This window comes from Gammaproteobacteria bacterium, assembly GCA_032250735.1.
In the GTDB taxonomy this organism is placed as follows: Bacteria; Pseudomonadota; Gammaproteobacteria; order SZUA-152; family SZUA-152; genus SZUA-152.
Window position 1 is genome coordinate 1 of sequence record JAVVEP010000027.1, and the last position, 26254, is coordinate 26254.

Here is a 26254-nt window from a genome sequence, read left to right on the forward strand (position 1 = left end):
AGCTGATCAACCCCATCGCCATGGAAGAAGGCCTGCGCTTCGCGATTCGCGAAGGCGGTCGTACCGTCGGTGCCGGTGTGGTTGCGAAGATTATTGAGTAATAGCGTCAACGTACTCAATTGTCGAAACTTATTTGATTAAGAAGGGTTAGAAAATGGCAGCAGGACAAAGAATTCGCATTCGCTTAAAGGCTTTCGATCATCGGCTGATTGACCTATCTGCGCAGGAGATCGTTGAGACCGCCAAGCGTACCGGCGCCCAGATTCACGGTCCTATCCCGTTGCCGACGCGCAAAGAGCGTTGGACGGTGCTGACCTCGCCGCATGTCAATAAGGATGCGCGTGATCAGTATGAATTACGCACCCACAAGCGGCTGCTCGACATCGTCGATCCGACCGACAAAACCGTGGATGCGCTGATGAAGCTTGATCTTGCCGCTGGTGTGGATGTGCAAATCAAGCTGGGTTAATCGCTGCTCTTGAGAGCGCGACTAACGTAAAGCTAAAAACGTAAAGCTAAAAATAATGTGTGTGGCTGATTCAGCCGCCACAAGGTAGAGGAAGATTAAGATGACCATTGGAATTGTCGGCCGTAAAGCGGGAATGACGCGCATCTTCACTGAAGATGGTGTTTCGATTCCTGTGACCGTAATCGAAGTGGAGCCGAATCGTATTTCCCAGGTAAAAACACTGGAAACTGATGGCTATCGCGCGGTACAGGTAACAACAGGCAGTCGCCGCCCTTCGCGGGTGAATAAAGCCGCTGCTGGCCACTTCGCCAAATCTGGCGTGGAGGCTGGTCGCGGTATGTGGGAGTTTCGTTTGGCCGATGGTGAGGGTGATGACCTGGTAGCCGGCGGAACCCTGCATGTGGACCTTTTCACGGAAGGCCAGAAAGTGGATGTGATCGGCACGAGTATCGGTAAAGGCTTCGCGGGTGTTATTAAACGCTATAACTTTGCGATGCAAGATGCCACTCATGGTAACTCGCTTTCGCATCGTGCCGTAGGTTCGATCGGTATGGGTCAGACGCCTGGGCACGTGTTCAAGGGCAAGAAGATGGCTGGCCACATGGGTAATGCGCGGACCACCAACGAAAATCTTGAAGTGGTGCGTGTTGATGCTGAGCGCAATTTGCTGCTCGTAAAAGGCGCTGTACCCGGCGCGAAAGGTGGCGATCTTCTAGTGCGCCCCGCAGTTAAGACCAAGAAGTGAGGGGCTGAATCATGGATCTAAAATTGACAACGGCAACGGGTAAGGCCTCGACCAAATCCGTGGAGGTTTCTGACGGAACTTTCGCGAGTGATTTCAACGAGGCGCTGATCCATCAAGTGGTTACTGCCTATCTGGCGGGTGGTCGCAGTGGTACCCGTGGCACCAAGAGCCGTTCTGATGTGAGCGGCGGTGGCATAAAACCCTGGCGTCAAAAGGGGACGGGACGCGCTCGTGCTGGTACAATTCGCAGTCCGCTATGGCGTTCAGGCGGACACACTTTTGCATTGTCCAATCAGGATCATTCGCAAAAGGTGAACAAGAAGATGTACCGCATTGCTATGCGCTCCATTCTTTCTGAGCTGGTGCGGCAGGAGCGTTTGACCATTGTTGACAGTTTCAAAATGGATGGTCCTAAAACCAAGGACCTGGTTGAGAAGCTTGGTGCAATGAAGTTCGTTAGCGGCGTAATCATTACTGAAGACGCGGATGACACTTTGTACCTGTCAGCGCGCAATCTGCACCATGTTGATGTGCTGACGGCGGCGGATATTAATCCGGTGAGCCTGGTCGGTAGCAACAACGTGCTGATGACGGTTGCCGCGATTAAAAAGATTGAGGAGATGCTGGCATGAATGACGTACGAATCATGAAAGTCTTGCTGGGACCGCATATTACGGAAAAGGCAGCGGTCCTGGGTGAGTCCAGCAACCAATACGTATTTCGTATTGCGAAAGATGCTACCAAGCCTGAAGTAAAGCGGGCGGTTGAAAAATTGTTTGAGGTTGAAGTTGATGCCGTGCGTGTTGCCAATGTAAAGGGCAAAACGAAGCGTAGCGGCGCCCGCATAGGTCGTCGTAGTGACTGGAAGAAGGCTTATGTGCGTGTTAAGGCGGGTCAGTCCATTGAGTTTTCTGGCAGCTGAACAACAAACCTGTAATTCGAAGAAACGTTTGTAATCAAGAAATAGTTAGGTGCATCAGTTGTACGGCTCGCAGTTAAGAGCCCAACTCAAGGCAACCGGAGTTAAGTAAGAATGGCAATTATAAAATCAAAACCGACATCACCAGGACGCCGCTTTGTTGTGCGGGTCTCAAATCCTGACCTGCATAAAGGCGAGCCCTTTGCGCCCCTGGTCGAGAAACAATCTCGTTCAGGTGGGCGTAATAACAATGGCCATATCACTACACGGCATCGTGGTGGTGGCCACAAGCAGCATTATCGTCTTGTCGATTTTAAACGTAATGACAAAGACGGTATTCCAGCCCGTGTTGAACGTCTGGAATATGATCCGAATCGTAGCGCGCACATTGCCTTGTTATTGTTTGCTGATGGTGAGCGTCGTTACATCATTGCGCCGAAGGGTGTTGAAGCAGGCTCGGTGATCCACTCTGGCGAAGGTTCGCCGATCAAGCCGGGCAATTGCCTGCCGTTGCGCACGATTCCCGTGGGTAGCACGGTGCATTGTGTTGAAATGAAACAGGGTAAAGGTGCGCAGATGATGCGCAGTGCCGGCGCTTCTGCGCAGCTGATTGCGCGTGAAGGCGAGTACGTTACTCTGCGTCTGCGCTCTGGTGAGATGCGCAAGATTCACAACGAATGCCGTGCCGTCATTGGCGAAGTTGGCAACAGTGAGCATAACTTGCGCAAGTTGGGTAAGGCGGGTGCAGCTCGCTGGCGTGGTGTGCGTCCGACGGTTCGCGGTGTTGCTATGAACCCGGTTGATCATCCGCATGGTGGTGGTGAAGGCCGTACCTCAGGTGGACGTCATCCCGTATCACCCTGGGGAACTCCGACCAAGGGTTACAAGACCCGTAGTAACAAACGTACTGATGGCATGATTCTTCGCCGTCGTAAATCGAAATAAAGACTAGTCACTGACTTTATACTTACTTTATTTAAAGAAAAGAGAGACAGTATCGTGCCACGTTCAATACGCAAAGGACCTTTCGTTGATTTACATCTTGCCAAGAAGGTGCAAGAGGCAGCGGAGAGTAATAGTAGAAAACCCATTAAAACATGGTCGCGTCGTTCGATGATTTTGCCTGATATGTTGGGCTTAACCATCGCCGTACACAACGGCCGCCAGCATATGCCGGTCTTCATTACTGAAGATATGGTGGGTTACAAACTCGGCGAATTTGCGCCGACGCGGACCTATCGTGGTCACGTAGCAGACAAGAAGGGCCGGTAAAATGCAAGTAAACGCACAATTGAAAAACGCCCCGTTGTCGGCTCAAAAAGGCCGTCTGGTGGCTGACCAGATTCGCGGGCTTCATGTCGAAAAGGCTTTGCAGGTATTGGCTTTCAGCCCGAAAAAAGCCGCACAGATCATGAAAAAGGTGCTGGAATCTGCAATCGCCAATGCTGAGCATAATAACGGCGCCGATATCGACGAATTGAAGGTTTCTACGGTGTTTGTGGATGAAGGTCCTACCCACAAGCGTATGCGTGCCCGTGCCAAGGGTCGTGGTGTTCGAATTTTAAAGCGTCACAGTCATATCACTGTGACGGTTAGCGATAGTTAATTAAGGGGTCTGTAATGGGTCAGAAAGTACATCCAACGGGAATACGCTTAGGTATTGTCAAAGACTGGACATCCAAGTGGTATGCAGATTCCAAGGATTTCGCTGATACACTGAACATGGATCTGAAGGTCCGTGACTTCATCAAAAAGAAGTTGAAGAGTGCATCGGTCAGTCGTGTCCAGATTGAGCGCCCGGCCAACAACGCGCGGATCACAATTCATACGGCGCGCCCCGGCATCGTGATCGGTAAAAAGGGTGAAGATGTCGAACGTCTTCGCCAGGATGTAACGAAAATGATGGGCATCCCCGTCAGCCTTAACATTGAAGAAATTCGCAAGCCTGAGCTGGATGCGGCGCTGGTCGCAGAAAATGTAGCTCAACAGCTGGAACGCCGCATCATGTTCCGTCGCGCTATGAAACGCGCTGTCCAGAATGCAATGCGTTTGGGCGCTCAGGGGATCAAGATTCGTGTCTCAGGTCGCTTGAATGGTGCGGATATAGCTCGCGCCGAGTGGTATCACGAAGGCCGCGTTCCTCTTCACACTCTTCGTGCCGACATTGATTACGGCACCATAGAGGCCAACACGACTTACGGCATCATTGGCGTGAAAGTCTGGGTGTTTAAGGGTGAAGTGTTTGATAAGGCTGAGGCTCAGGCCGGCGCCACCGAAAAAGCTACAAGCTAGTCGTTAGGGAGTTAGAGAGATGTTACAGCCAAAGCGAACTAAATTTCGCAAACAGATGAAGGGTCGTAACCGCGGACTAGCTTTCCGTGGGGGTGATGTCAGTTTCGGTGAGTTTGGCCTTAAAGCCAAGGGTCGTGGGCGTATTACTGCTCGCCAGATTGAAGCCAGTCGTCGTGCAATGTCGCGCCATATTAAACGTGGTGGAAAAATCTGGATTCGTGTGTTCCCCGATAAACCGGTTACCAAGAAACCCCTTGAAGTACGAATGGGTAAAGGTAAGGGTGGTGTTGAATACTGGGTAGCCCAGATTCAGCCAGGTCGTATGTTGTTTGAAATGGAAGGTGTTAGTGAAGAGTTGGCGCGTGAGGCGTTTCAGCTAGCCGCAGCCAAGCTTCCTGTGGCAACGACATTTGTGACGCGGACGGTGATGTGATGGAAGTCAAAGAATTGAGAACCAAAAACGAGACAGAGCTGAAGGAAGAGCTTCAGGGGCTGTTGCGTGAACAATTTAACCTGCGCATGCAAAAAGGAACGGGGCAGCTGAGTAACTCGGCTCGCATTAAGTCCGTTCGCCGGGATGTTGCACGGGTAATGACGATTATGAACGAGAAAAGTACGGGTGGCGCAGAATGAGTGAAACCAAAACAATCCGCACAAAATCTGGTCGTGTAATCAGCGACAAGATGGATCGCAGTATTACCGTGTTGGTGGAGCGTCGCGTGAAACACCCGCTGTATGGCAAGTTCATCCGTCGTTCGACCAAATTGCACGTCCATGATGAAAATAACGAGTGTAATATCGGCGACGAAGTCACTATTACCGAGTGCCGCCCCATTTCCAAGACCAAGTCATGGAAGTTGGTGGAGGTTGTAAAGCGCGCGAACTAGTTTCGCTCGCCTGCCGAGACGCCCCCAGCAGAGGAGCGGCCGGCACAGGCAGTTTCTTGCAGAGCCCAAACGTAATAAAAGATTTGGGCTCTGTTCGTTTTAGTGGTATGATGCGCGCCCTCAATCCGGCTGGTCCGGGTGGCTTTGTGCGCGGTTTTGCGGAGATGTTTCGATGATTCAGATGCAGACGATATTAGATGTGGCCGACAACAGCGGTGCTCGTCGGCTGATGTGTATCAAGGTCCTGGGTGGCTCCAAGCGGCGTTATGCGGGTATTGGTGACGTTATCAAAGTGAGCATAAAAGAGGCTATCCCTCGCGGAAAGGTCAAAAAAGGCGATGTCTATAATGCTGTTGTGGTACGTACAGCTAAAGGCGTTCGTCGCCCCGATGGCTCGTTGATCCGCTTTGATGGCAATGCGGCAGTGCTGCTAAATGCCAACCTGCAACCCATTGGCACGCGTATTTTTGGCCCCGTGACGCGCGAGTTGCGTAGCGAGCGCTTTATGAAAATCATTTCGCTGGCTCCTGAAGTTCTGTAAGCCCTATTTATAGAAAGTAAGAAAGAGAATTACGATGCGTAAGATCAAAAAAGGCGATGAGGTCATCATCACCACCGGTAAAGACAAGGGTAAACGTGGCGCTGTTTTGAAAATTACGGCAGACGATCGTGTGTTGGTTGAGAATTGCAACATGGCCAAAAAACACGTCAAGGCAAACCCGAATGCGGGTGAGGCTGGTGGTATTATCGAAAAAGAGATGTCGCTGCATATCTCCAATGTTGCTTTATACAACTCAGCGGCGGGCAAAGCTGACCGTGTTGGTATCAAGACGCTGAAAGATGGCAATAAAGTAAGATTTTTCAAATCCAGCAACGAAGTTGTGGATATCTAAAAGTTACTAGGTAGGACGGAAGAAAGAGCATGTCCCGATTAAGAGAATATTACAAAGACACAGTGGTTGCCCAGCTCAAGGAACAGTTTGGTTTCAAGAGTGTGATGGAAGTGCCCAAGCTTGAGAAAATAACCCTCAACATGGGGCTCGGTGAGGCGATTGGCGATAAAAAAATCATCCAACATGCTGTTGATGATATGACAAAAATCGCGGGCCAGCAGCCCGTTGTCAATCTTGCGCGTCTATCTGTGGCAGGTTTCAAGGTTCGCGAAGGCTGGCCAATCGGCTGCAAGGTTACCTTGCGACGCGATCGCATGTATGACTTCCTGGACCGGCTGGTGACTGTCGCGATACCCCGTATTCGTGACTTCCGTGGTCTGAAGGCGAATGCCTTTGATGGTCGTGGCAATTACAGCATGGGTATCCAGGAGCAGATTATCTTCCCGGAGATTGATTACGATCAAATCGACGCGATCAGAGGAATGGACATTACCTTTACAACCAGTGCAAAGACTGATGATGAGGCTCGCGCGCTGTTGACCGCTTTTAACCTTCCGCTCAAAAAGTAGAGAGAACGGCATGGCAAAAAAATCTATTATTAATCGTGAATTGAAACGCACCCTTACTGTTGCGAAATATGCAACCAAGCGTGCGGAGCTAAAAGCGCAGCTAAAAGACGAGAGTCTGAGCATGGAGGATCGTGCTGAAGCGCAGCGTAAATTCCAAATGCTGCCGCGTAATGCCAGTCCCTGCCGTCAGCGGAATCGCTGCCGTGAAACGGGACGCCCGCATGGTTATTATCGCAAATTTGGTCTTTCACGCACAAAGCTGCGTGAGGCGGCAATGCGTGGTGATATTCCGGGCCTGGTTAAGGCAAGCTGGTAATCATTTTTTAGAGTTGTTGTATTACGGTTTCTGCCTCTATCTACAGAGGCAGAATAATTTAGGAGTATTTGGCATGAGCATGACTGATCCCATCGCGGATATGTTGACACGCATTCGTAATGCATTGTCGGCTGGCAAGCTGACAGTGTCGATGCCATCTTCCAAAAAGAAGCTCGCAATTGCGAATTTGCTGATTGAGGAAGGTTACGTCAATAGTGTTTCCGTACAGGATATCGATGGTAAGCCGGTTTTAGAGATTGCGCTCAAGTATTACGAAGGCGCACCGGTTCTCGATATGATCAAACGCGTTAGCCGTCCAGGTTTGCGCGTATATAAAGGTAAAGATGAATTACCGACAGTGATGAATGGGCTGGGTGTTGCAGTCATATCCACCTCGAAAGGCTTGATGACCGACCGTGCCGCGCGTAAAGCGGGTCATGGTGGTGAAGTCATCTGCTTCGTAGCTTAGGAGGTAGACGATGTCACGCGTAGCTAAAAACCCTATCCAAATCCCTGCTGGTGTTGAAGTCACCTTGAGCGGCCAGTCCGTCAAGGTGAAAAGCAGCAAGGGCGAACTCATCCATGAAACGCATGATTCTGTTGAAGTCACTCAGCAAGATTCAGTATTGACCTTTGCTGCGCGCGATACTGCAGCCAGCTCCAATGCCTTGGCGGGTACGACACGGGCTGTTGTGAATAATATGGTCACCGGTGTTAGTACGGGATTCGAGAAAAAATTGACGCTGATCGGTGTGGGTTATCGTGCCCAGGCCCAGGGCAAAACATTAAATCTTTCTTTGGGATTTTCGCATCCGGTTGAATATGTTGTGCCTGAAGGCATAACAATTGAAACCCCCAGCCAGACTGAAGTGATTGTCAAAGGCATCGACAAACAGCAGGTGGGGCAGGTTGCTGCAAACATTCGTGCTTATCGTCCACCTGAACCCTATAAGGGCAAAGGTGTTCGCTATTCAGATGAGCATGTGATCCGCAAAGAAGCCAAGAAGAAGTAGAGGCAATACGCAATGGATAAGAAACAAAGTCGTTTACGTCGTGCCAAGCGCACACGTTCGAAGATCCGGGAGCTCGGCGCCTATCGTCTTTGCGTGCACCGTACATCACAGCATACCTACGCACAGGTTATCAGTCCTGATGGTAGTAAAGTGGTGGCGAGCGCATCGACGATGGAGGCCGATATTAAATCTGGCCTGAAGCACACTGGCAATGTTGAAGCGGCGGTAAAAATCGGCCAGCTGATTGCAGAGCGCGCCAAGTCCAACGGTGTTGATCAGGTCGCATTTGACCGTTCCGGGTTTAAATATCATGGGCGTGTAAAAGCGCTTGCAGATGCCGCGCGTGAAAGCGGCTTGACTCTATAAAAGTAAGGTATCTGTTATGGCGAAATTTGACGCACAATCCAATAGTGATGGCTTGATTGAGAAGCTGGTAAATATCAATCGAGTCGCAAAAGTAGTGAAGGGTGGCCGCATCTTCAGTTTCACTGCGCTGACAGTGGTCGGTGATGGTGAGGGCAGGGTCGGTTTTGGTCGCGGTAAGGCTCGCGAAGTGCCTGTCGCTGTTCAAAAGGCTATGGAAGAAGCACGTAAAAATATGAGCACCATCAATCTTAAGGGCGGCACACTGCAGTATCCCTTGATTGGCAATCATGGTGCAGCCAAGGTCGTTATGTTGCCGGCTTCGGAAGGTACTGGAATCATCGCTGGTGGCGCCATGCGTGCCGTGTTTGAAGCGGTGGGTGTGCGTGATGTGTTGGCAAAATGCATCGGCTCTACCAATCCCATCAATGTTGTACATGCAACATTCAAGGGTTTGACTGAGATGACGACACCGGATTCAGTTGCTGCAAAGCGTGGCAAAAGCGTTGAAGAGATTTTGGGGTAAGTCATGGCTAAGCAAGTTAAAATTACATTAACGAAAAGCACGATTGGTCGTTTGGCGGCACACAAGAGTTGTGTTTCTGGCTTGGGTTTGCGTCGCATCCACCAAACAATCATTGTTGACGATACGCCTTGTAATCGCGGCATGATGAATGCTGTGTCTTACATGCTTAAGATCGAGGATGCGTAAGATGCATTTAAATACATTAAAACCTGCCGAAGGCTCCAAAAAAGATGCCAAGCGCGTCGGACGTGGTATCGGTTGTGGCTTAGGTAAAACTGGTGGCCGTGGCCATAAGGGTCAGAAGTCACGCTCAGGCGGCTTCAGGAAAGTCGGCTTTGAGGGTGGTCAGATGCCGCTCCAGCGCCGTCTGCCGAAAGTTGGCTTTACATCACGTAAGGCACAATTTGTTGCGGAGATTCGCCTGAATGAGCTGGAGCTGGTTGAGGGTGATGTGGTTGACTTGTTGTCTTTGAAGGCGGTGAATGTCATCGGCCAACAGATTAAGCGCGCCAAGGTGATTTTATCTGGCGAGATCAGCAAGCCTGTTACGATCAGTGGTCTGGGCGTCACCAAGGGTGCGCGTGCTGCTATCGAAGCCGCCGGCGGAAAGATCGAGGAATAACAGCCGGTGTCAGCCTCAGGTTCTTCAGTGCTCGGAGCTATGGGCTCAGGTAAATTGTCCGAACTCAAACAGCGGTTGCTGTTCGTGTTGCTGGCGATGATTGTCTTTCGAGTCGGTTCCTTTATACCGGTCCCTGGGATTGATCCTGCTGCCCTGGCTGCGTTGTTTGAACAACAGAAGGGCACCATACTCGACATGTTCAACATGTTCTCGGGTGGTGCCCTGGGTCGACTTTCGCTTTTTGCCCTGGGTGTCATGCCCTATATTTCAGCATCGATCATCATGCAGCTATTGACGGCGGTTGTTCCGAAACTGGAGCAGATGAAGAAAGAGGGTGAATCTGGTCGCCGCAAGATTACCCAGTACACCCGCTATGGCACGCTGGGACTGGCAACTTTTCAGTCCATCGGTGTTGCTATTGCCCTGCAGGGCCAGACCGTTGGTGCCCTTGCCGTTGTGCCGGCGCCGGGTCCCGCGTTCGTCTTTACGGCAGTCGTGAGTCTGGTGACCGGCACCATGTTTCTTATGTGGCTTGGCGAACAGGTCACTGAACGTGGAATTGGTAACGGTATCTCGCTGATAATCTTTGCGGGTATTGTTGCTGGCCTGCCTGCAGCGATTGGCGGAACGCTTGAGTTGGCTCGTATCGGTGAGCTAAGCGCCATTCTGGTGATATTCCTGCTGGCCCTGTCCATCGGTGTGACGGCCTTTGTGGTCTTTATGGAGCGAGGCCAGCGGCGTATCACGGTGAACTATGCCAAGCGCCAACAGGGACGCAAGGTGTTTGCGGCGCAAAAAAGTCATTTGCCGCTCAAGGTGAATATGGCGGGTGTGATCCCCCCTATTTTCGCCTCCAGTATTATTCTGTTTCCAGCAACCCTGGGTGGCTGGTTTGGGCAGACAGAAGGCATGGGATGGTTGAAGGATATTTCTTCCACTTTGTCTCCCGGACAGCCCGTATATGTGTTCATGTATGCCCTGGCAATTATTTTCTTTTGCTTTTTTTATACGGCCCTGCAGTTTAATCCAAAAGATACGGCAGACAACCTGAAGCGTTCTGGTGCATTTATTCCCGGAATTCGTCCAGGCCAGAACACGGCTAAATATATTGATGGCGTTATGTCACGGTTGACACTGATCGGGGCAATCTACATTACTGCGGTCTGTTTGTTGCCTGAATTTATGATTGTGTACTGGAATGTACCCTTCTATTTCGGTGGCACATCATTGCTGATTATCGTAGTGGTAGTGATGGATTTTATTTCACAGATCCAGTCACACTTAATGTCCCATCAGTACGAAGGGCTGATGAAAAAGGCCAATCTGAAAGGCTATGGGCGCAGCGGTATATAAGACCTTATTGCTGGCTGAATCAATAAGTTTTAGGCCTAATTAATGGCCACTAAATGTTTGGAGAATGACCATGAAAGTTCGTGCCTCGGTTAAGAAAATTTGCAACAAATGCAAGGTTGTACGTCGCAAGGGCGTAGTTCGGGTAATTTGCGCAGATCCTCGCCACAAGCAGCGCCAGGGCTAAAATACTGTCTTTGGCCCATCCCTCTTGATGGCGGGTCAAAAACTGATTACAATAGCCGGCTTCCTTCGGCGTTATTTTGGAGATTGATTGAATGGCTCGTATAGCGGGTATTAATATACCGACGCACAAACATACCGTGATTGGCCTGACGGCGATATTTGGTATCGGCCCCACACGTGCAAAACAGATCTGTGCGGCATCTGGTGTCAAAACGGACGCCAAAATCAAGGATCTGACGGAGCAAGAGCTCGAGTTGCTGCGTTCCGAAGTGGCGAAATTTGATGTTGAGGGTGATCTTCGTCGCGAAGTTTCCATGAATATCAAGCGCTTAATGGATCTTGGCTGCTATCGTGGAATCCGCCATCGTCGTGGTCTACCCCTTCGTGGTCAACGCACCCGGACAAATGCCCGCACCCGTAAAGGCCCGCGTCGTATGGTGCGTAAATAATTCAACGCGATTTAACGTGGTGATACAGAATTTATTTTTTTAACATTGTTTGATTAACACAGGTTATCGGAATGGCAAGTCCTCGCACTCGCAAGAAAGTTAAAAAGAACGTAGTTGACGGTATCGCGCATGTACATGCGACCTTTAACAATACGATTGTCACTATTACCGACCGTCAGGGTAATGCGCTTGCATGGGCAACCGCCGGCGGTTCCGGCTTCCGCGGGTCTCGTAAGAGCACCCCGTTTGCCGCACAGGTTGCTGCTGAGCGTGTGGCTGTGGTGGTGAAAGAAATGGGCATGAAAAATCTTGACGTCTGCGTGAAAGGCCCTGGGCCTGGTCGTGAATCGGCAATCCGCGCCCTGAATTCCAATGGTTTTAACATCACCAGTATTACTGATGTGACGCCAATTCCGCACAATGGTTGTCGTCCGCCAAAACGTCGCCGCGTTTAAGTTTGGAGTATTAAGAATGGCTAGATACATAGGTCCAAAGTGTCGTCAGTGTCGTCGTGAAGGCGAGAAGCTTTTCCTCAAGGGTGAGAAGTGTTTCGGTGGCAAATGTGCAATGGAAAATCGTGCGTTCCCACCTGGGCAGCACGGCCAGCGTCGTACCCGTACTTCAGATTATGCAACGCAGCTGCGTGAAAAACAGAAAATGCGTCGTACTTACGGCATTTTAGAGAAACAGTTCCGTCTGTATTATCAGCAAGCTGATGGCAGCAAGGGTGCAACGGGCGAAAACCTGCTGCAGGCACTTGAGTCCCGTCTGGATACTGTGGTGTATCGAATGGGTTTTGCAGCTTCGCGTAGTGAAGCCCGTCAATTGGTGCGTCATAAGGCCATTGTCGTTAATGGTACTACGGTGACTATTCCTTCTTACCAGGTAAATCCTGCGGATGAGGTTGCGGTGCGTGAAAGTAGTCGCAATCAGTTGCGTATCCAATCTGCCCTGGATATGGCAAGCCAGCGCGGTTTTGCTGACTGGATTGATGTCGATGCCAAGAAATTTACCGGTGTGTTTAAGGCGCGTCCGGAACGTTCTGAATTGTCGTCTGACATCAATGAGCATTTGATCGTCGAGCTGTACTCTAAGTAAAGTAAGGTACGACTCGTACACGCTCAGCCAAGGCTGATACCCGCTATTTACATGGTACGTTGCATGGGAAATATGAAAAGCGGGTTTTGTTTTAATGTAATAAGACATCATTGCTGTTAAAAGCAGAGAGGGAAATCCATGCAGGATTTAGCGTCTGAATTTTTGAAGCCAAGTATCGTTAATGTACAAGTGTTTAATGCTCGTCATGCCAAGGTCACCTTAGAACCCTTGGAAAGAGGCTTTGGTCATACCTTAGGTAATGCTTTACGACGCATCTTACTGTCTTCTATCTCTGGCTGCGCAGTTGTCGAAGCAGAAATTGAAGGCGTGTTACACGAATACAGCACCATCGAAGGTGTTCAGGAAGACGTCATCGACATCTTGTTGAACCTAAAGGGCCTGGCTTTCCGCATGCATGCTCGTGACCAGGCTACCCTTACGTTAGACAAGAAGGGTCCGGGTCCCGTGACCGGCGCTGACATTACTCTGGATCACGATGTTGAGCTGGTAAACCCTGATCATGTCATCGCCAATCTGACGAAAAGCGGTTCGCTGAAAATGACCCTGAAAATAGCGACCGGTCGTGGCTATGAGCCATCAACAGCACGCAGTAACGACGACCAGGACCGCGCGATTGGCAGTCTGCGATTAGACGCGTCTTTCAGTCCTGTAGAGCGTGTCGCCTACACAGTCGAAAAGGCGCGTGTGGAACAGCGTACTGATCTGGATCGTTTGATTATCGAACTGGAAACCGACGGCACCCTGGATCCCGAAGCTGTGGTACGCATTGCCGCCACTATTTTGCAGGATCAGTTGTCGACGTTTGTTGATTTGCAGAGTCGTGAAGAAGCGACTTCCGCTACGGATGAGCCAGAAGTGGATCCCATCCTGCTGCGCCCGGTTGATGATCTTGAATTGACGGTACGTTCCGCTAATTGCCTGAAGGCGGAACAGATTTATTACATCGGCGATCTGATTCAGTGCACGGAAGTTGAATTGCTGAAGACGCCAAATCTGGGCAGAAAGTCGCTCACAGAAATCAAGAGCATTCTGGCGACCAAGGGTCTGTCCCTGGGTATGCGGCTGGAAAATTGGCCGCCTGCCAGCCTGAAAGAACAGCGCGAAAGTGCCTAACGGCGTAATTTGTTAAATCGCTATCAGCTTAGAATAGTATTCGTTTAAAGGAACATCCCAATGCGTCATCGTCAATCTGGCCGACAATTAAATCGCAACAGCAGCCACCGTAAGGCTATGTTTCGTAATATGGCTTCATCGCTGTTTGAGCATGAAGTGATTAAAACAACGCTGCCCAAGGCCAAAGAGCTGCGTCGTGTCATCGAGCCATTGATTACTCGTGCCAAAGATGACTCGGTAGCCAATCGTCGTATCGTGTTTGATCGTATTCGTAACCGCGATATGGTGACCAAGCTGTTCAATGATCTGGGGCCGCGTTATCAGGAACGCCCCGGTGGCTACATGCGCATTTTGAAGTGTGGTTTCCGTGCTGGCGATAATGCACCCATGGCCATCGTCGAGCTGGTCGATCGTCCTGTCACAGAGGTGGATGTTGAAAATACAGCCGAGACTCTGACGGAAGAATAGGCCTGATCCTCCGAGATCGAAGCACATAAAGACCGGGTTCTTCCCGGTTTTTTTGTGCCCGAATGTTGTGTAGGGGATCTCTCATGTCCCTTTTCGCCAGCGGCTAAATACTTTTCTTATTGCTGAAATATACCCGTTTATAATATGTCGATAGAAAATTTTAATGAATAAATCGGGCTGATAGTTCTTTGAACATATTAGCATTACCTGATAAGGTTTCACGGTTATTCATTCTGACGAAGTGTTGCGCTCGTTCTACTTTTAATTCTCAAGGGGAAGGCAATGATTTTCGAGGGTTTTGTTGAGGCAGAATCATTTTTTCTGTGGGCCATATTCGCCATTGCGATCGTATTGGGCGCGGTAGCGAATAAAACCAATTTTTGCACCATGGGTGCCGTATCCGACTGGGTCAATATGGGCGATCTCGGCCGGATCCGTGCATGGCTGCTGGCTATCGCGGTCGCCATGCTGGGCGTCGTGGTCCTCGAGAGTTTCGGCCTGGTCAATGCGAATGCCGCATTTCCCCCTTATCGCGCCGCTCAACTGATCTGGGCGGAAAACATTCTGGGCGGCATTCTATTCGGTATCGGAATGACGCTCGCCAGTGGCTGCGGCAACAAAACGCTGGTGCGTATCGGTGGTGGTAACCTGAAATCGATTGTTGTGCTGGCCGTCATTGCCGTCATCGCCTATTTTATGACCAATCCCTTCCCCGACTCTGATCAGACCCTGTTTGGCATGCTGTTTTATGACTGGATCAGACCGCTGGCGATTACTGCCCCGGCTGGCCAGGATCTTGGTGCCCTCCTGAATCCTACTAACGCCCTGATGACCCGCTTGGTCATTGGTTGCGTGCTGGTGGTCGCTTTCCTGGTCTTCATCTTTAAATCCGCCGATTTTCGTTCCAGTCGGGACAATATCCTGGGCGGACTGATTGTTGGTTTATGTGTATTGGGTGGCTGGTACGTCAGTAGTAACGTCGCTGTTGAGGTAGATGAGCAAGCCTATTCGCTCACTACTTACTACAATGAATGGCCCATGCTCGCTGATTCTGACGAGGGCAAACCGGCTCAGGGGCGCCCTCTCAGCCCGCAATCTTATACCTTCATCAACCCTATGGGGCAGACCTTTGGTTATATAACCAAAGGCCTGGATCGCTCGTTACTGACCTTTGGTATCGTCGCCTTGCTGGGTGTGATCGCAGGCTCGTTTTTGTGGGCACTGGTCAGTAAAAGCTTCCGATTTGAATGGTTTGTCTCGATAAAGGATTTTTCGACCCACATAATAGGTGCAGTGTTGATGGGCTTTGGGGGCGTGCTCGCTCTCGGCTGCACGATCGGCCAGGGCATTACCGGTGTGTCGACGCTGGCGGTGGGTTCATTCCTGGCATTAATCGCCATTGTGTTTGGTAGTGCTATTACCATGAAGGTCCAGTACTACAAGCTGGTGTATGAAGCAGAGGCCAGCTTTCTTAAGGCCCTGGTCGCCGGTCTGGCGGACATGAAGTTGTTACCCAACAGCTGGCGCAAGCTCGACGCGGTATAAATAACACGGTATATGCCATCAGCCCTGCCCGTGAATAATCGGCTGGAAATTTACGGGCAAGGCGACGGTTTATGTTGTTATTCCCCGTCATTTCTGTATGATTTGCATTCCTTTTTTTAGGGCCGTTAGCTCAGTTGGTAGAGCACCGGACTTTTAATCCGATGGTCCCGCGTTCGAGTCGCGGACGGCCCACCATTTTCAGCGATTGCCTGCACTGGTGGTTGTGAGTTTAGTGCAGAATGGCCTGCCAAGGCTGGCCACATTGGCCACATAGAGAACCAGTCCTCCAAAACGGCTCACCGTTAGCTCACAACGGTAGGCAAACCGGCTGGCAGCGAGTCTACCTATTTTATGTCCGAGTTCCTGCAAGAAGTAGAACGTCGTAGGGCATTTGCCATTATCTCTCACCCCGATGCGGGTAAAACCACGCTCACCGAAAAATTGCTGCTGTTTGGGCGCGCGATTCAGCTTGCCGGAACGGTTAAGGGTCGTAAGGCCGCACGCCATGCAACCTCCGACTGGATGGCCCTGGAGCAGCAGCGAGGTATCTCGGTTACCACCTCCATCATGCAGTTCCCTTACCAGGACCACATCATCAACCTGCTGGACACGCCGGGGCATGAGGACTTCTCGGAAGACACCTATCGTACCCTCACGGCCGCCGATTCTGCACTGATGGTGATTGACTGTGCCAAGGGTGTTGAGCAACGGACGGTTAAGCTGATGGAGGTCTGTCGCCTGCGCGATACGCCCATCATCAGTTTCATTAACAAACTCGACCGCGAGGGTCGTAATCCGCTGGATCTGCTGGACGAAGTGGAGGATGTGCTGGGCATCCAGTGCGCCCCCATGACCTGGCCTATTGGCATGGGCAAGCGTTTCAAGGGTGTGTTCGATCTCTACAGTGACACGATCCATCTTTATAGCCCCACGCACGGCGGCAAGATTCAGGAAGGCGAGGTGATTGCCGGGCTCGATAACCCGCGTCTCGATGAGTTGTTTGGAAGCCTGGCGGCAGAGTTGCGTGAAGAGGTGGGACTGGTGCGCGGTGCCAGCCACGAATTTGATCTTGATGCCTTTCTCGCCGGAAAACTCACCCCGGTCTATTTCGGTTCGGCCATCAACAATTTCGGTGTGCGCGAATTACTCAATGCGCTGGTCAAATATGCGCCATCCCCTCCACCCCGCCAAACCCTGACCCGAGTGGTGGATGCCAAAGAGACAAGTTTCACGGGCTTTGTATTTAAGATTCAGGCCAATATGGATCCGAAACATCGTGATCGCATCGCCTTTCTGCGCATTTGCTCCGGCGTGTATCGCAAAGGCATGAAGGTCAGGCATGTGCGCCTTGGTCGCGAGGTAAAAATTCCCACCGCGATTACCTTTATGGCCGCGGATCGTGAGCATGTGGAAGACGCCTATTCGGGTGACATTATCGGACTGCATAATCATGGCACGATTCAGATTGGTGATACCTTCACCGAGGGGGAAGAGCTTAAATTTACCGGCATTCCCCATTTTGCCCCAGAACTGTTTCGCCGAGCGCGGCTTAAAGATCCGTTGCGTATGAAGGCGCTGCAAAAAGGGTTGCTGGAATTATGCGAAGAGGGCGCGTCGCAATTATTTCGGCCGTTGAACAATAACGACCTCATCGTCGGCGCGGTGGGTGTGCTGCAGTTTGACGTGGTGGCTCATCGGCTGAAGCACGAATATAACGTTGAGTGCCTGTTTGAAAACGTGAATGTCGCCACCGCCCGCTGGGTGGAGTGTGCCGACGAAAAGATGCTGAATGACTTTAAACGCAAGGCGGCCGATAATCTGGCCCTGGACGGCGACGACAACCTTACCTACATCGCGCCCACCCGCGTGAACCTTGAACTGACCATGGAGCGCTGGCCGGATATCAGTTTCCATTCGACGCGGGAACACTGAAAACCTGATGGTTTTTATGGCAGGGCTACGGTGTATCCCGCACTAATCTGACATACGCGGCTGTATCTGCGGGTTCAGAGCCCGACTCTCCCTGTAGAAAATTCACCTGCCAATAATCACCGTCTTTGTTGACGAAGCGTGTGGCCGACCAGTAAGCCCCGGGCAGGGTGTCGGGAAAGATGGCGGTATTTATCGCCGGCTCGACGCAGCTCAGCTCCACTACGGAATTCAATTCCGTGATCGTCGGTAGCCGCCAGCCCTTTTCCATGACTAGTGACACGATTGCCCACGGCAGAGGGTGTGCCTCTCCGCGGCACAGGCCGTTTTCCAGTCGCTGCCCAAGACTACAGCGTGCCCACTGCAGGCCAGTGCGCCGGTCGGTCACGGTGCCGTCGTGGTTGTCGGTAAAGCGCGCGGTGGGGGTGGATGGCTTTATTTTGCTGTTACAGGATTGCGCCAGCAGTGGACTGCTGGCAACGCCCAGTAGAACCAGCAGTGCCAGGCACATCGCCTTCATGGTGTGATGGCTCCCGGCGCCCCGGCCTGTGCATCGCGTACCAGACGCACATGTACGCGGTTGCTTTTGAAGTAGGCATAGTCAAAGCCAAAGGCGAAACCTATGCCCCAGGCCTCCGAGGTCTGGGCCGCGGCGGTATCGGCGGACCAGTAGAACTGGGCGATGGCATTGGGGAAGGCGCGGGTGTCGAGGGTGGGACCTGGATACGCGGTGGTGTAATCCACCAGACTACGCAGTTCCTCCCGATGGGGCAGGCGCCAGTCCCGGGCGCCACACAGCGCCTCCTGGTTGACGGCACGGATAAAGCTCTGGGTGTCACAGACGCTATCTCGGCAATCGGTACCGCCAGGCTCGCCGGCCAGTCCACCGTTGCGTGCGGGATCCGGGTCAAACCAGCTGTAGGTGTTGAGATGGAAGTGGCGCCCGGGTCGCTGGGATTTTACCTCCCAGGTGAGTCCGGTGGCCCGATCAAAGACACAGGGCCAGTCGGTCTGTGATTGTTCATTGGCCGACAGGGTTTTCCCCGTCGGGCCTAGCGGGATAAAGCGCGCCTCGTCGGCGCTGGCGACACCCCAGATGAGGCCCGTGAGAATGGTGGGAAGCAGGTAGAGGCGTTTTCGCGGCATGGGCCTGTCGTTAGTCTGTCGTCAGCTTATCGGGAGGACAATTGCGCTGATTGTAACGATTTCGCAGAAAATAGTGTCACACAAGGCTTGCAGGGCGGGCTGGTGGTTGTCCGCAAATACTGGTAATTTGTGATGCCGTTATCTGGTGGTGGCTTGAAAAGTGCATTAAATTCAAAGATAAGCACGGTTTGGGGCAGGCCGTTTCTAATCCCCCGTTTTCGCTGAATAGTCGCGATGCGGGCGCGTGAGTCTGAGATTTTGTCATCAGGACGTCGTAATTTTGGCGTATTATGGATCTTCCGCAGAATTTTGCTGAGGTCGATGTGAGCAGGCAGGTGAATCGAGTGGCGGGTGGTATGAACGTGACACAACGTGGGGCGGGGCATGTCTAATTGGGCAATGGGTATCGTGCCGCGTCTGGCGAGCTCAGGGCTGGATAAACGCCTGCCGGTCGTGGTGCTGTTGTTGCTGATGGTGCTGCTGGCGCAGGGCATGGCGCAGATGACCTGGGAGCTGCTGCCCGTCCAGCCGCAGGAACCTTTGCTGATTCCGACGCGTGTTGCAGATGCATCGCCGTCGGCGGGCAAGTCCACGCCGGCTAATAGCGCCCAGATCAGTCAGTGGCACCTGTTTGGTGATGCCAGTCAGGTGGTGGCTGCACCCATTGCCAAGGTTGTCGATGCCCCCGATACCCAACTGAACCTGAAATTGCTGGGCGTGCTGGCTTCGTCCGATCCGGTGGCTGCGCGGGCGATCATCGCCGATGGCAAGGGCATTGAAGAGGCCTATGCGATTGATGCAAGCCTGCCCGGAAATGCTGTGCTACGGGAAATCTATGTCGACCGGGTGATCCTCGAATACCGCGGGCGGATGGAGACACTGCGCCTGCCCAGGGAGGAGCAGGCCAATGTGGAGGTGTCTCCGGATCCGGTAAGCGCCGCGCCGGGTCGCGCCGTGCAACAGGCGGGTACGACCGATAATGCGTCGTTGTTGCGGGAATACCGCGATGCCCTGATCAATAATCCTCAGAGCCTGATGAATCTGGTCAGCGCCTCGCCGGTAATCGAGAAAGACTCGGGACAGCTCAAGGGCTATCGTATCCGTCCCGGAAAAGACAAAGAGCTGCTGGGACGTTTTGGCCTCAAGAGTGGTGACGTGGTGACCGGTGTAAATGGGGTGGCACTGAATAATCCCATCAAGGCGCTGGAAATCATGCGGGACTTATCGACAGCGACGTCGGTGACCCTGGAGGTTGAGCGCAATGGGGTGATGGAGTCGTTTGCCTTTCATGTCGATTAACGTGGTGAAAACCTGAAATAATACGGGTCGCAGGCGGCCGGGGAATGGAATGAACAAGGAGCACTTGTTGGAACAACAACAAAAACGGGTAACAGGGTGGCGTTTGATGCTGGGCGCCGGACTCCTGCTGATGGGATTGCCGATCAGTTTCGCCGCGGAAACGACGACGCTCAATTTCAAGGGGGCCGAGCTCAGCGCCGTGATCAGCAGTATTGCCGAAGTGACGGGTAAAAACTTCATCATTGACCCGCGGGTGAAAGGCAAGGTGACCCTGATCTCCAATCGGCCCATGAGCAAGGGCGAGGTCTACCAGGTCTTTCTGTCCATCCTCGAGGTGCATGGTTTCGCCGCGATTCCCAGTGGCGAGGCAATCAAGATTGTGCCAGACGCCAATGCCAAGCACAGCGCCATGCCCTTGGCCTCACCGGAACGACCGGGCAGGGGTGATGAGGCCGTTACCCGGGTCATCCAGGTGGAGCATGTCACGGCCGCGCAACTGGTGCCCATCCTGCGCCCCTTGGTGCCGCCACAGGGCCATCTTGCGGCCTATCCGCAGAGCAATGTGCTGATCATCTCTGATCGTTCCGGCAACATTGAACGGTTGGTGAAGATCATCGAACGCATCGATCAGCCGAACAGCGGCGAGATAGAAATCATCCCCCTGGAAAATGCCATTGCCTCGGATCTGGTGCGGGTGTTGACCAGCCTGCAGCAGCAGGCCGCCAAGGCCAGTCCCCAGGACAGCAAGCCGATGCTGGTGGCGGATGAGCGCACCAACAGTATCCTGGTGGGTGGTGAGCGTGCGGAGCGGTTACAGATTCGGGCGATTATCTCGCACCTGGATACGCCGGCCGCCGTGGTGGGTGATACGCATGTCATTTATCTGCGTTATGCCAAGGCCGAGGACCTGGTGCCGGTGTTGACCGGGGTGGGCAAGATCCAGAAAACCCAGGGCAAGAAGGCGGCGGCGCCAGCGGCGCCGTCGGCCAGCGATCAGCCCTTTGATGTGCAGGCGGATGAGAGCACCAATGCCCTGGTGATCACCGCGTCTCCTTCTGTCTTCCGTTCCCTGCAGTCGGTGATTGCACAGCTGGATATCCGTCGTGCCCAGGTGATGGTGGAGGCCATCATCGCCGAGGTGTCCTCGGACCGGGCGGCAGAGCTGGGCGTGCAGTGGTTGTTTGACGGCAGTGGCGCTGACAACCCGGTGGGCGCGATCAATTTTGGTAGTGGCAGCAGCAGTATTTCCGGTGTTGCCCAGGGTGCCGCGACGGCGGCGGCAGCGGGCGCCAGTGGCGCCGCCGCCGCACTGTCCGCCATCGGCGCGGGGGTGACGGTCGGCCTGGGCCGGTTCAACAGCAGCACCTTCAACTTTGCCGGCCTGATCCGCGCCCTGGAGGGTGATGGGGTCACCAATGTGCTGTCGACACCCAACCTGGTCACCATGGATAACGAAGAGGCCGAGATTTTTGTGGGTCAGGAGCTGTCCATTCCCACGGGCTCTTTTTCGAATACAGGCTCATCGACCTCCTCGGTCAACCCGTTTACCACCTTTGAGCGCAAGCAGGTCGGCATCCGCTTGAAGGTGAAGCCGCAGATCAACGAGGGTGACGCCATACGCCTCGATATCGAGCAGACCGTCGAGGGCGTGGCCGGTGGCTCGGCCGGCGCCGGGGATATTGTGACCAGCGAACGCTCCATTGATACCACGGTATTGGTGGATGACGGCAAGACCCTGGTGTTGGGTGGCTTGATCAAGGACGACCTGGTCGAGACCGAGCAGAAGGTGCCGTTGCTGGGGGATATCCCGCTACTGGGCGCGCTGTTCCGTTACACCTCGGTGAAAAAGGTGAAAACCAATCTGATGGTATTTTTGCGCCCCACGATTCTGCGCACCAAGACCCACAGTCTTAATCTGACCCGTACCAAATATAACTATATTCGCGCCAAGCAATTGGAGTTGAATGAGGATGGCGTGAAGCTGTTGTCGGATGAGTCGCATCCGATGTTGCCCGAAAGGGAGGAGCTGCTGGAGCTGCCGGTTCCCTTTAGTCAGGAGCCCGCCGATACACAGTCATCCATGCAAGACAATCATCAAGACAATCAGCGCAACGCACCCGCACCACGGGCCGCCACCGAAAGCGGCGCCTCGGTGGCATTGTCCGCAGCAGATGATGATGAACGCTAATCCAGATTGCCTGGTCAGAGTCTGCCATGAATAACGTCGTCGATATCGCGCACCATACGCTGGTCGAACCGGTGCTCGCCGAGAACGAGCCGTCTGCCGCCCCCGGCAGGCTCGCCCTGCCGTTTGTATTTGCCAAGCGCAACGGGGTGATGGTGAGTGAGGCAAACGCTGAACCGGTGGTGGCCTTGATGCGCCCCGGTGTCAGCAGCGCGACCCTGGCCGAGGTGCGCCGGTTTTTGTCGGTCCCCGTGCATTTTGAGACCATCGACGCCGATGAGTTTGATGCCCGCCTGCAAAAGGCCTATGAGCAGCATTCGGGTGAGGCCATGTTGATGATGGATGACCTGGATGATGAGGCCGATCTGTTTGCCGTGGCGCAGGCCCTGCCGGAACCGGAAGACCTGCTGGAGAGCGAGGATGATGCGCCGATCATTCGGCTGATCAATGCGCTGCTGACCCAGGCCATCAAGGAAGACGCCTCGGATATCCATATCGAACCCTACGAGACGCGACTGCTGGTGCGTTTTCGCGTCGACGGCATGCTGCGCGAGGTGCTGACGCCCCGCCGCGTGCTGGCGCCGCTGTTGGTGTCGCGCATCAAGGTGATGGCGAAAATGGACATCGCCGAAAAACGCCTGCCGCAGGATGGCCGCATCGGACTGCGTGTCGCCGGGCGGGCAGTGGATGTGCGCGTCTCCACTATCCCCACCGGGCAGGGTGAACGGGTGGTGATGCGCCTGCTGGACAAGCAGGCCGGTCGGCTCAATCTTTCGCATCTGGGCATGGAGGACGGCACCCGTGAGGGCATGGATGCGGTGATCCATAAACCGCACGGCATCATTCTGGTGACCGGGCCCACCGGCTCGGGTAAAACCACCACGCTGTATGCGGTGCTGACCCAGCTCAATGACCATAAACGCAATATCATGACCGTCGAAGACCCGGTGGAATACGACCTCGACGGCATCAGCCAGACCAATGTGAATACCAAGGTGGACATGAGCTTCGCCCGCGGCCTGCGCGCGATCCTGCGCCAGGATCCGGACGTGGTGATGGTGGGTGAGATCCGTGACCTGGAGACGGCGGAGATTGCCGTGCAGTCGTCACTCACCGGCCATCTGGTGCTTTCAACCCTGCATACCAACAGTGCCGTGGGCGCGGTCACCCGTCTGCGCGACATGGGCGTGGAACCCTTTCTGCTGTCATCGACCCTGCTGGGTGTATTGGCGCAACGGCTGGTGCGGCTGCTGTGCAAGGAATGCCGACAGCCCTATACCGCCAATGCCGTGGATTGCGAACGCTTTGGTCTGGACGCGGCCCATCCGCCGACCTTTTACAAGGCCGAGGGCTGCAAGCACTGTAACTATCAGGGCTATGCCGGCCGCACCGGCATCTATGAACTGGTGACCATCAATGATGAGCTGCGGACCATGATTCATGATGGCACCAGCGAACATGAAATCGAGCGTTACGTGCGCCGCAGCAGTCCCGGTATCCGGCAGGATGGTCTGCGTCGGGTACTGGCGGGCGATACCAGTGTCGAAGAGGTCTTGCGCGTTACAAGAGAAGATTGATGGGCGCGTTTGAATACACTGCACTAGATGCCCGTGGCCGCGAAAAAACCGGCCTGCTGGAAGGCGATGCGGCGCGACAGATTCGTCAGCAGCTGCGTGAACAGGGGCTCACACCATTGTCGGTGGAGGCCGTGCAACAGCGCGAGGCCCGCAGCAAGCGCGCCCTGTTTCGGCGTGGCATCAGCTCCACCGACCTGGCGTTGATTACCCGCCAGTGGGCGACCTTGGTACGCTCCGGCATGCCGATCGATGAAACCCTTTCCACGGTCTCCAGGCAGACCGAAAAGTCGCGCCTCAAAAGTATGATGGCGGCAGTGCGCTCGCGCGTATTGGAAGGCCATACGCTGGCCGATGCGCTGGCCGATTTCCCCCATGTATTTTCCGAGCTGTTCCGTTCCACGGTGGCGGCGGGTGAACAGACCGGCCATCTGGACGTGGTGCTGGAGCGTCTGGCGGACTACACCGAGTCACGACAGCAGCTGTCGCAGAAGATGATGCTGGCCCTGATCTACCCCACCCTGTTGACCCTGGTGGCGATTGCCGTGGTGATCCTGTTGCTGGCGTATGTGGTGCCACAGGTGGTGCAAGTGTTTGACAATATTGGCCAGGAGTTGCCGGTACTGACGCGTGGCCTGATTGCCAGCAGTGAATTTCTGCAAAGCTACGGTATTGCCATATTTATTGTCCTGCTGGTTGTGGCTGTCGCCTTTGTCTATGCCTTGCGGCTATATCACGTGCGGTTTTATTTTCATCGGCTATTACTGGTTATGCCGCTGATTGGCCGGTTGGTGAAAGGTCTGGAGACCGCGCGTTTTGCGCGCACCTTCAGTATTCTGGTGGCCAGTGGAGTGCCGGTGCTGGATGGTATGCGGATTTCCTCGCAGGTAATGAATAACCTGCCGATGCGTGAGGCAGTGGAAGCTGCGGCCAGACGTGTGCGCGAAGGTTCCGGTATCTATCTGGCGTTAGAATCCTGTGGCTATTTCCCGCCGATGACCGTGCACCTGATTGCCAGCGGCGAATCCAGCGGAAATCTGGAAGAGATGCTGGAGCGCGCCGCCGCCGCCCAGGAGCGGGAAATGGAAACACTGATCTCCGGCCTGATGGGCCTGTTTGAACCGCTGTTGATTTTGAGCATGGGCGGGGTGGTGCTGGTGATCGTACTGGCCATTCTGCTGCCGATCTTTGACCTGAATCAGCTGGTGAAATAGTCGCCGGCTAATCTTTTTCCTGGGCCTGCTGGATGTCGCTCAGCGTGGCACGGTAACTCTCTGCATGGGGGCCTCCCAAAGCGACCGCGCGTTGCGCATGACTTTCTGCCTCCCTTAACGCCTCTGACCTAGCGCCTTTTTCCGCAGACTGGTTGACGGGTGGCCGCGCACTCAGTGCCTGCTCCAGCAATACCTGCGCCAGATTGTTGTGCGCCGCGGCGGCCTCCGGGTGGTCGTGAATCGCGTTACGAAAGGCCTGTTCCGCCGCGTCCAGGTCTGCCAGCTGATAGGCGCTGTTGCCCAGACCCATCTGTGCAACAAGGTTGTGTGGCCAGCGCGACAGCGCGGTGCGATAGGCCGTGTTGACCCGTTGCCAGCGATCGGCCTGCCGGGTACTTTCCAGGTCGACCACGCCGCGTAAATAGGCCTCGGCGGTGGCGGTGGCCGGTAGCCGGTCGGCGGGAAGTACCACGATGCCCCAATAGCCGCTGCGTGCCCAGGTGTGTTCGAAGGTATGCATATCGATGCGGTGGCGGGGCTCAGTTCCGGAGCGCAGGATGATCTCGCGTTGCGCCATATCAAAGCCCACCACCACGGCGTAGTGCCACTGGGGCGCCCAGCTGAGTGCCAGATTCTGTAGCACCAGTACCGGGTTGCCGGCGGCAATCTCACGCAGTAGCGCCGTCATCTCCGGCGGGATGCGGTAAGGCAGGCGACCGTGACGGCGACTGCTGGCGAGTATCTCGATTTGAAGTGATCCCTGCCGGGAAGGCAGATAGACCTCATCCACGAGGGCGGCGGCATCAATCGCTACCCCGCTATGCTTGAGTACCGTGGCCAGGGCGGCGGGTCCGCACTGATAACGTTGTTGCGGAAAAAAGGGGGTGTCGGTGATTTCGCTGTGGCCGGGCAGGCCGCTGGTCGACTGTAGCAGCTGCTGGGTCTGGGGTGCGCTGGCGCAGCCGGCAACGACGGCAATCAGGCAATAGAGTAAAATTCGGATGAGAAAGGCAGGCCGCCCCACGCTACGGGTTACCGGGTTTTGTAGAATCGTGAGGCGGTC

Annotated in this window: 38 protein-coding genes and 1 tRNA gene; 36 read left to right on the forward strand and 3 right to left on the reverse strand. The window is 53.9% G+C overall.

What is annotated here, in order from left to right; translation table 11 throughout:
• From RRB22_12920 to RRB22_13075, 32 genes are all read left to right on the forward strand, one after another.
• A partial coding sequence (locus tag RRB22_12920; GenBank protein MDT8385307.1) for an elongation factor Tu occupies positions 1-101 on the forward strand: 101 nt, incomplete at its 5' end.
• 53 nt (positions 102-154) lie between these two features.
• Positions 155-469, forward strand: coding sequence for a 30S ribosomal protein S10 (rpsJ, locus tag RRB22_12925; GenBank protein ID MDT8385308.1), 315 nt, complete (start codon positions 155-157; stop codon positions 467-469).
• Positions 470-569: 100 nt separating this feature from the next.
• On the forward strand, positions 570-1214 hold the full coding sequence (gene rplC, locus RRB22_12930; GenBank protein MDT8385309.1) for a 50S ribosomal protein L3: 645 nt from the start codon (positions 570-572) through the stop codon (positions 1212-1214).
• Positions 1215-1225: 11 nt separating this feature from the next.
• Positions 1226-1846, forward strand: a complete 621-nt coding sequence (gene rplD, locus RRB22_12935) for a 50S ribosomal protein L4 (protein MDT8385310.1) — start codon at positions 1226-1228, stop codon at positions 1844-1846.
• Positions 1843-2136 carry a 50S ribosomal protein L23 gene (gene rplW, locus RRB22_12940; protein ID MDT8385311.1) on the forward strand — a complete coding sequence of 98 codons (294 nt, stop codon included), beginning with the start codon at positions 1843-1845 and terminating at the stop codon, positions 2134-2136. The genes rplD and rplW overlap by 4 nt, the downstream gene beginning before the upstream one ends.
• Positions 2137-2247: 111 nt before the next feature.
• A complete protein-coding gene (gene rplB / locus RRB22_12945; GenBank protein ID MDT8385312.1) occupies positions 2248-3078 on the forward strand; it encodes a 50S ribosomal protein L2 in 831 nt (276 codons plus the stop codon).
• A 54-nt stretch (positions 3079-3132) separates the two neighbouring features.
• Positions 3133-3405, forward strand: a complete 273-nt coding sequence (rpsS, locus tag RRB22_12950) for a 30S ribosomal protein S19 (protein ID MDT8385313.1) — start codon at positions 3133-3135, stop codon at positions 3403-3405.
• Position 3406: 1 nt separating this feature from the next.
• Positions 3407-3739 carry a 50S ribosomal protein L22 gene (rplV, locus tag RRB22_12955; GenBank protein ID MDT8385314.1) on the forward strand — a complete coding sequence of 111 codons (333 nt, stop codon included), beginning with the start codon at positions 3407-3409 and terminating at the stop codon, positions 3737-3739.
• A 14-nt stretch (positions 3740-3753) separates the two neighbouring features.
• A complete protein-coding gene (rpsC, locus tag RRB22_12960; GenBank protein MDT8385315.1) occupies positions 3754-4425 on the forward strand; it encodes a 30S ribosomal protein S3 in 672 nt (223 codons plus the stop codon).
• A 19-nt stretch (positions 4426-4444) separates the two neighbouring features.
• A complete protein-coding gene (gene rplP, locus RRB22_12965; protein ID MDT8385316.1) occupies positions 4445-4858 on the forward strand; it encodes a 50S ribosomal protein L16 in 414 nt (137 codons plus the stop codon).
• A complete protein-coding gene (gene rpmC / locus RRB22_12970; protein ID MDT8385317.1) occupies positions 4858-5058 on the forward strand; it encodes a 50S ribosomal protein L29 in 201 nt (66 codons plus the stop codon). The genes rplP and rpmC overlap by 1 nt, the downstream gene beginning before the upstream one ends.
• Positions 5055-5312: a 30S ribosomal protein S17 gene (gene rpsQ, locus RRB22_12975; GenBank protein MDT8385318.1), complete on the forward strand. Its 258-nt coding sequence runs from the start codon at positions 5055-5057 to the stop codon at positions 5310-5312. Before rpmC ends, rpsQ begins: the two co-directional genes overlap by 4 nt.
• A 172-nt stretch (positions 5313-5484) precedes the next feature.
• On the forward strand, positions 5485-5853 hold the full coding sequence (gene rplN, locus RRB22_12980) for a 50S ribosomal protein L14 (GenBank protein MDT8385319.1): 369 nt from the start codon (positions 5485-5487) through the stop codon (positions 5851-5853).
• A gap of 34 nt (positions 5854-5887) precedes the next feature.
• On the forward strand, positions 5888-6205 hold the full coding sequence (gene rplX / locus RRB22_12985) for a 50S ribosomal protein L24 (protein MDT8385320.1): 318 nt from the start codon (positions 5888-5890) through the stop codon (positions 6203-6205).
• Positions 6206-6234: 29 nt separating this feature from the next.
• Positions 6235-6774, forward strand: a complete 540-nt coding sequence (rplE, locus tag RRB22_12990) for a 50S ribosomal protein L5 (GenBank protein MDT8385321.1) — start codon at positions 6235-6237, stop codon at positions 6772-6774.
• Positions 6775-6784: 10 nt separating this feature from the next.
• Complete coding sequence (gene rpsN, locus RRB22_12995) at positions 6785-7090, forward strand: 30S ribosomal protein S14 (GenBank protein MDT8385322.1); 306 nt, start codon at positions 6785-6787, stop codon at positions 7088-7090.
• A 73-nt stretch (positions 7091-7163) separates the two neighbouring features.
• Positions 7164-7559: a 30S ribosomal protein S8 gene (gene rpsH, locus RRB22_13000; GenBank protein MDT8385323.1), complete on the forward strand. Its 396-nt coding sequence runs from the start codon at positions 7164-7166 to the stop codon at positions 7557-7559.
• Between the two features lie 10 nt (positions 7560-7569).
• Positions 7570-8103 (forward strand): 50S ribosomal protein L6, encoded by a 534-nt coding sequence (rplF, locus tag RRB22_13005; GenBank protein MDT8385324.1) that lies wholly within the window; start codon positions 7570-7572, stop codon positions 8101-8103.
• Between the two features lie 12 nt (positions 8104-8115).
• The gene (gene rplR / locus RRB22_13010; protein MDT8385325.1) at positions 8116-8469 is read left to right on the forward strand and encodes a 50S ribosomal protein L18; all 354 of its coding nucleotides are present in this window, start codon (positions 8116-8118) and stop codon (positions 8467-8469) included.
• Between the two features lie 16 nt (positions 8470-8485).
• Positions 8486-8992 (forward strand): 30S ribosomal protein S5, encoded by a 507-nt coding sequence (gene rpsE / locus RRB22_13015; GenBank protein MDT8385326.1) that lies wholly within the window; start codon positions 8486-8488, stop codon positions 8990-8992.
• Positions 8993-8995: 3 nt separating this feature from the next.
• The gene (gene rpmD, locus RRB22_13020) at positions 8996-9178 is read left to right on the forward strand and encodes a 50S ribosomal protein L30 (protein ID MDT8385327.1); all 183 of its coding nucleotides are present in this window, start codon (positions 8996-8998) and stop codon (positions 9176-9178) included.
• Between the two features lies 1 nt (position 9179).
• Positions 9180-9614, forward strand: a complete 435-nt coding sequence (rplO, locus tag RRB22_13025; protein MDT8385328.1) for a 50S ribosomal protein L15 — start codon at positions 9180-9182, stop codon at positions 9612-9614.
• 39 nt (positions 9615-9653) lie between these two features.
• A complete protein-coding gene (gene secY / locus RRB22_13030; GenBank protein MDT8385329.1) occupies positions 9654-10967 on the forward strand; it encodes a preprotein translocase subunit SecY in 1314 nt (437 codons plus the stop codon).
• A gap of 70 nt (positions 10968-11037) precedes the next feature.
• Positions 11038-11151: a 50S ribosomal protein L36 gene (rpmJ, locus tag RRB22_13035; GenBank protein MDT8385330.1), complete on the forward strand. Its 114-nt coding sequence runs from the start codon at positions 11038-11040 to the stop codon at positions 11149-11151.
• Positions 11152-11242: 91 nt separating this feature from the next.
• Positions 11243-11599: a 30S ribosomal protein S13 gene (gene rpsM, locus RRB22_13040; GenBank protein MDT8385331.1), complete on the forward strand. Its 357-nt coding sequence runs from the start codon at positions 11243-11245 to the stop codon at positions 11597-11599.
• Positions 11600-11670: 71 nt separating this feature from the next.
• A complete protein-coding gene (rpsK, locus tag RRB22_13045) occupies positions 11671-12054 on the forward strand; it encodes a 30S ribosomal protein S11 (GenBank protein ID MDT8385332.1) in 384 nt (127 codons plus the stop codon).
• 16 nt (positions 12055-12070) lie between these two features.
• Positions 12071-12697, forward strand: coding sequence for a 30S ribosomal protein S4 (gene rpsD / locus RRB22_13050; GenBank protein MDT8385333.1), 627 nt, complete (start codon positions 12071-12073; stop codon positions 12695-12697).
• Positions 12698-12835: 138 nt separating this feature from the next.
• The gene (rpoA, locus tag RRB22_13055; protein ID MDT8385334.1) at positions 12836-13831 is read left to right on the forward strand and encodes a DNA-directed RNA polymerase subunit alpha; all 996 of its coding nucleotides are present in this window, start codon (positions 12836-12838) and stop codon (positions 13829-13831) included.
• A 60-nt stretch (positions 13832-13891) separates the two neighbouring features.
• On the forward strand, positions 13892-14299 hold the full coding sequence (gene rplQ / locus RRB22_13060; GenBank protein ID MDT8385335.1) for a 50S ribosomal protein L17: 408 nt from the start codon (positions 13892-13894) through the stop codon (positions 14297-14299).
• Between the two features lie 282 nt (positions 14300-14581).
• Positions 14582-15844, forward strand: coding sequence for a YeeE/YedE family protein (locus RRB22_13065; GenBank protein MDT8385336.1), 1263 nt, complete (start codon positions 14582-14584; stop codon positions 15842-15844).
• Between the two features lie 119 nt (positions 15845-15963).
• Positions 15964-16039 (forward strand) — tRNA-Lys (locus RRB22_13070).
• 156 nt (positions 16040-16195) lie between these two features.
• Entirely contained in the window at positions 16196-17776 is a 1581-nt protein-coding gene (locus RRB22_13075; GenBank protein ID MDT8385337.1) for a peptide chain release factor 3, read from the forward strand.
• 25 nt (positions 17777-17801) lie between these two features.
• Here RRB22_13075 and RRB22_13080 read toward each other — a convergent pair whose 3' ends face one another.
• Together RRB22_13080 and RRB22_13085 are read right to left on the reverse strand one after the other, a co-directional pair.
• On the reverse strand, positions 17802-18293 hold the full coding sequence (locus tag RRB22_13080; GenBank protein MDT8385338.1) for a DUF1566 domain-containing protein: 492 nt from the start codon (positions 18291-18293) through the stop codon (positions 17802-17804).
• The gene (locus tag RRB22_13085) at positions 18290-18919 is read right to left on the reverse strand and encodes a DUF1566 domain-containing protein (GenBank protein ID MDT8385339.1); all 630 of its coding nucleotides are present in this window, start codon (positions 18917-18919) and stop codon (positions 18290-18292) included. The genes RRB22_13080 and RRB22_13085 overlap by 4 nt, the downstream gene beginning before the upstream one ends.
• A gap of 384 nt (positions 18920-19303) precedes the next feature.
• On the opposite strand from RRB22_13085, the gene gspC reads away from it, so the two are divergent.
• From gspC to gspF, 4 genes are read left to right on the forward strand one after another with little or no spacing between them, the layout of a single operon-like run.
• Positions 19304-20218 carry a type II secretion system protein GspC gene (gene gspC, locus RRB22_13090; GenBank protein MDT8385340.1) on the forward strand — a complete coding sequence of 305 codons (915 nt, stop codon included), beginning with the start codon at positions 19304-19306 and terminating at the stop codon, positions 20216-20218.
• Between the two features lie 49 nt (positions 20219-20267).
• Complete coding sequence (gspD, locus tag RRB22_13095; GenBank protein MDT8385341.1) at positions 20268-22406, forward strand: type II secretion system secretin GspD; 2139 nt, start codon at positions 20268-20270, stop codon at positions 22404-22406.
• 26 nt (positions 22407-22432) lie between these two features.
• Positions 22433-23980 carry a type II secretion system ATPase GspE gene (gene gspE / locus RRB22_13100; protein MDT8385342.1) on the forward strand — a complete coding sequence of 516 codons (1548 nt, stop codon included), beginning with the start codon at positions 22433-22435 and terminating at the stop codon, positions 23978-23980.
• Positions 23980-25191, forward strand: coding sequence for a type II secretion system inner membrane protein GspF (gene gspF / locus RRB22_13105; GenBank protein MDT8385343.1), 1212 nt, complete (start codon positions 23980-23982; stop codon positions 25189-25191). The genes gspE and gspF overlap by 1 nt, the downstream gene beginning before the upstream one ends.
• Before the next feature lie 7 nt (positions 25192-25198).
• Here gspF and RRB22_13110 read toward each other — a convergent pair whose 3' ends face one another.
• On the reverse strand, positions 25199-26215 hold the full coding sequence (locus tag RRB22_13110; protein MDT8385344.1) for a PA2778 family cysteine peptidase: 1017 nt from the start codon (positions 26213-26215) through the stop codon (positions 25199-25201).
• Positions 26216-26254: the final 39 nt, after the last annotated feature.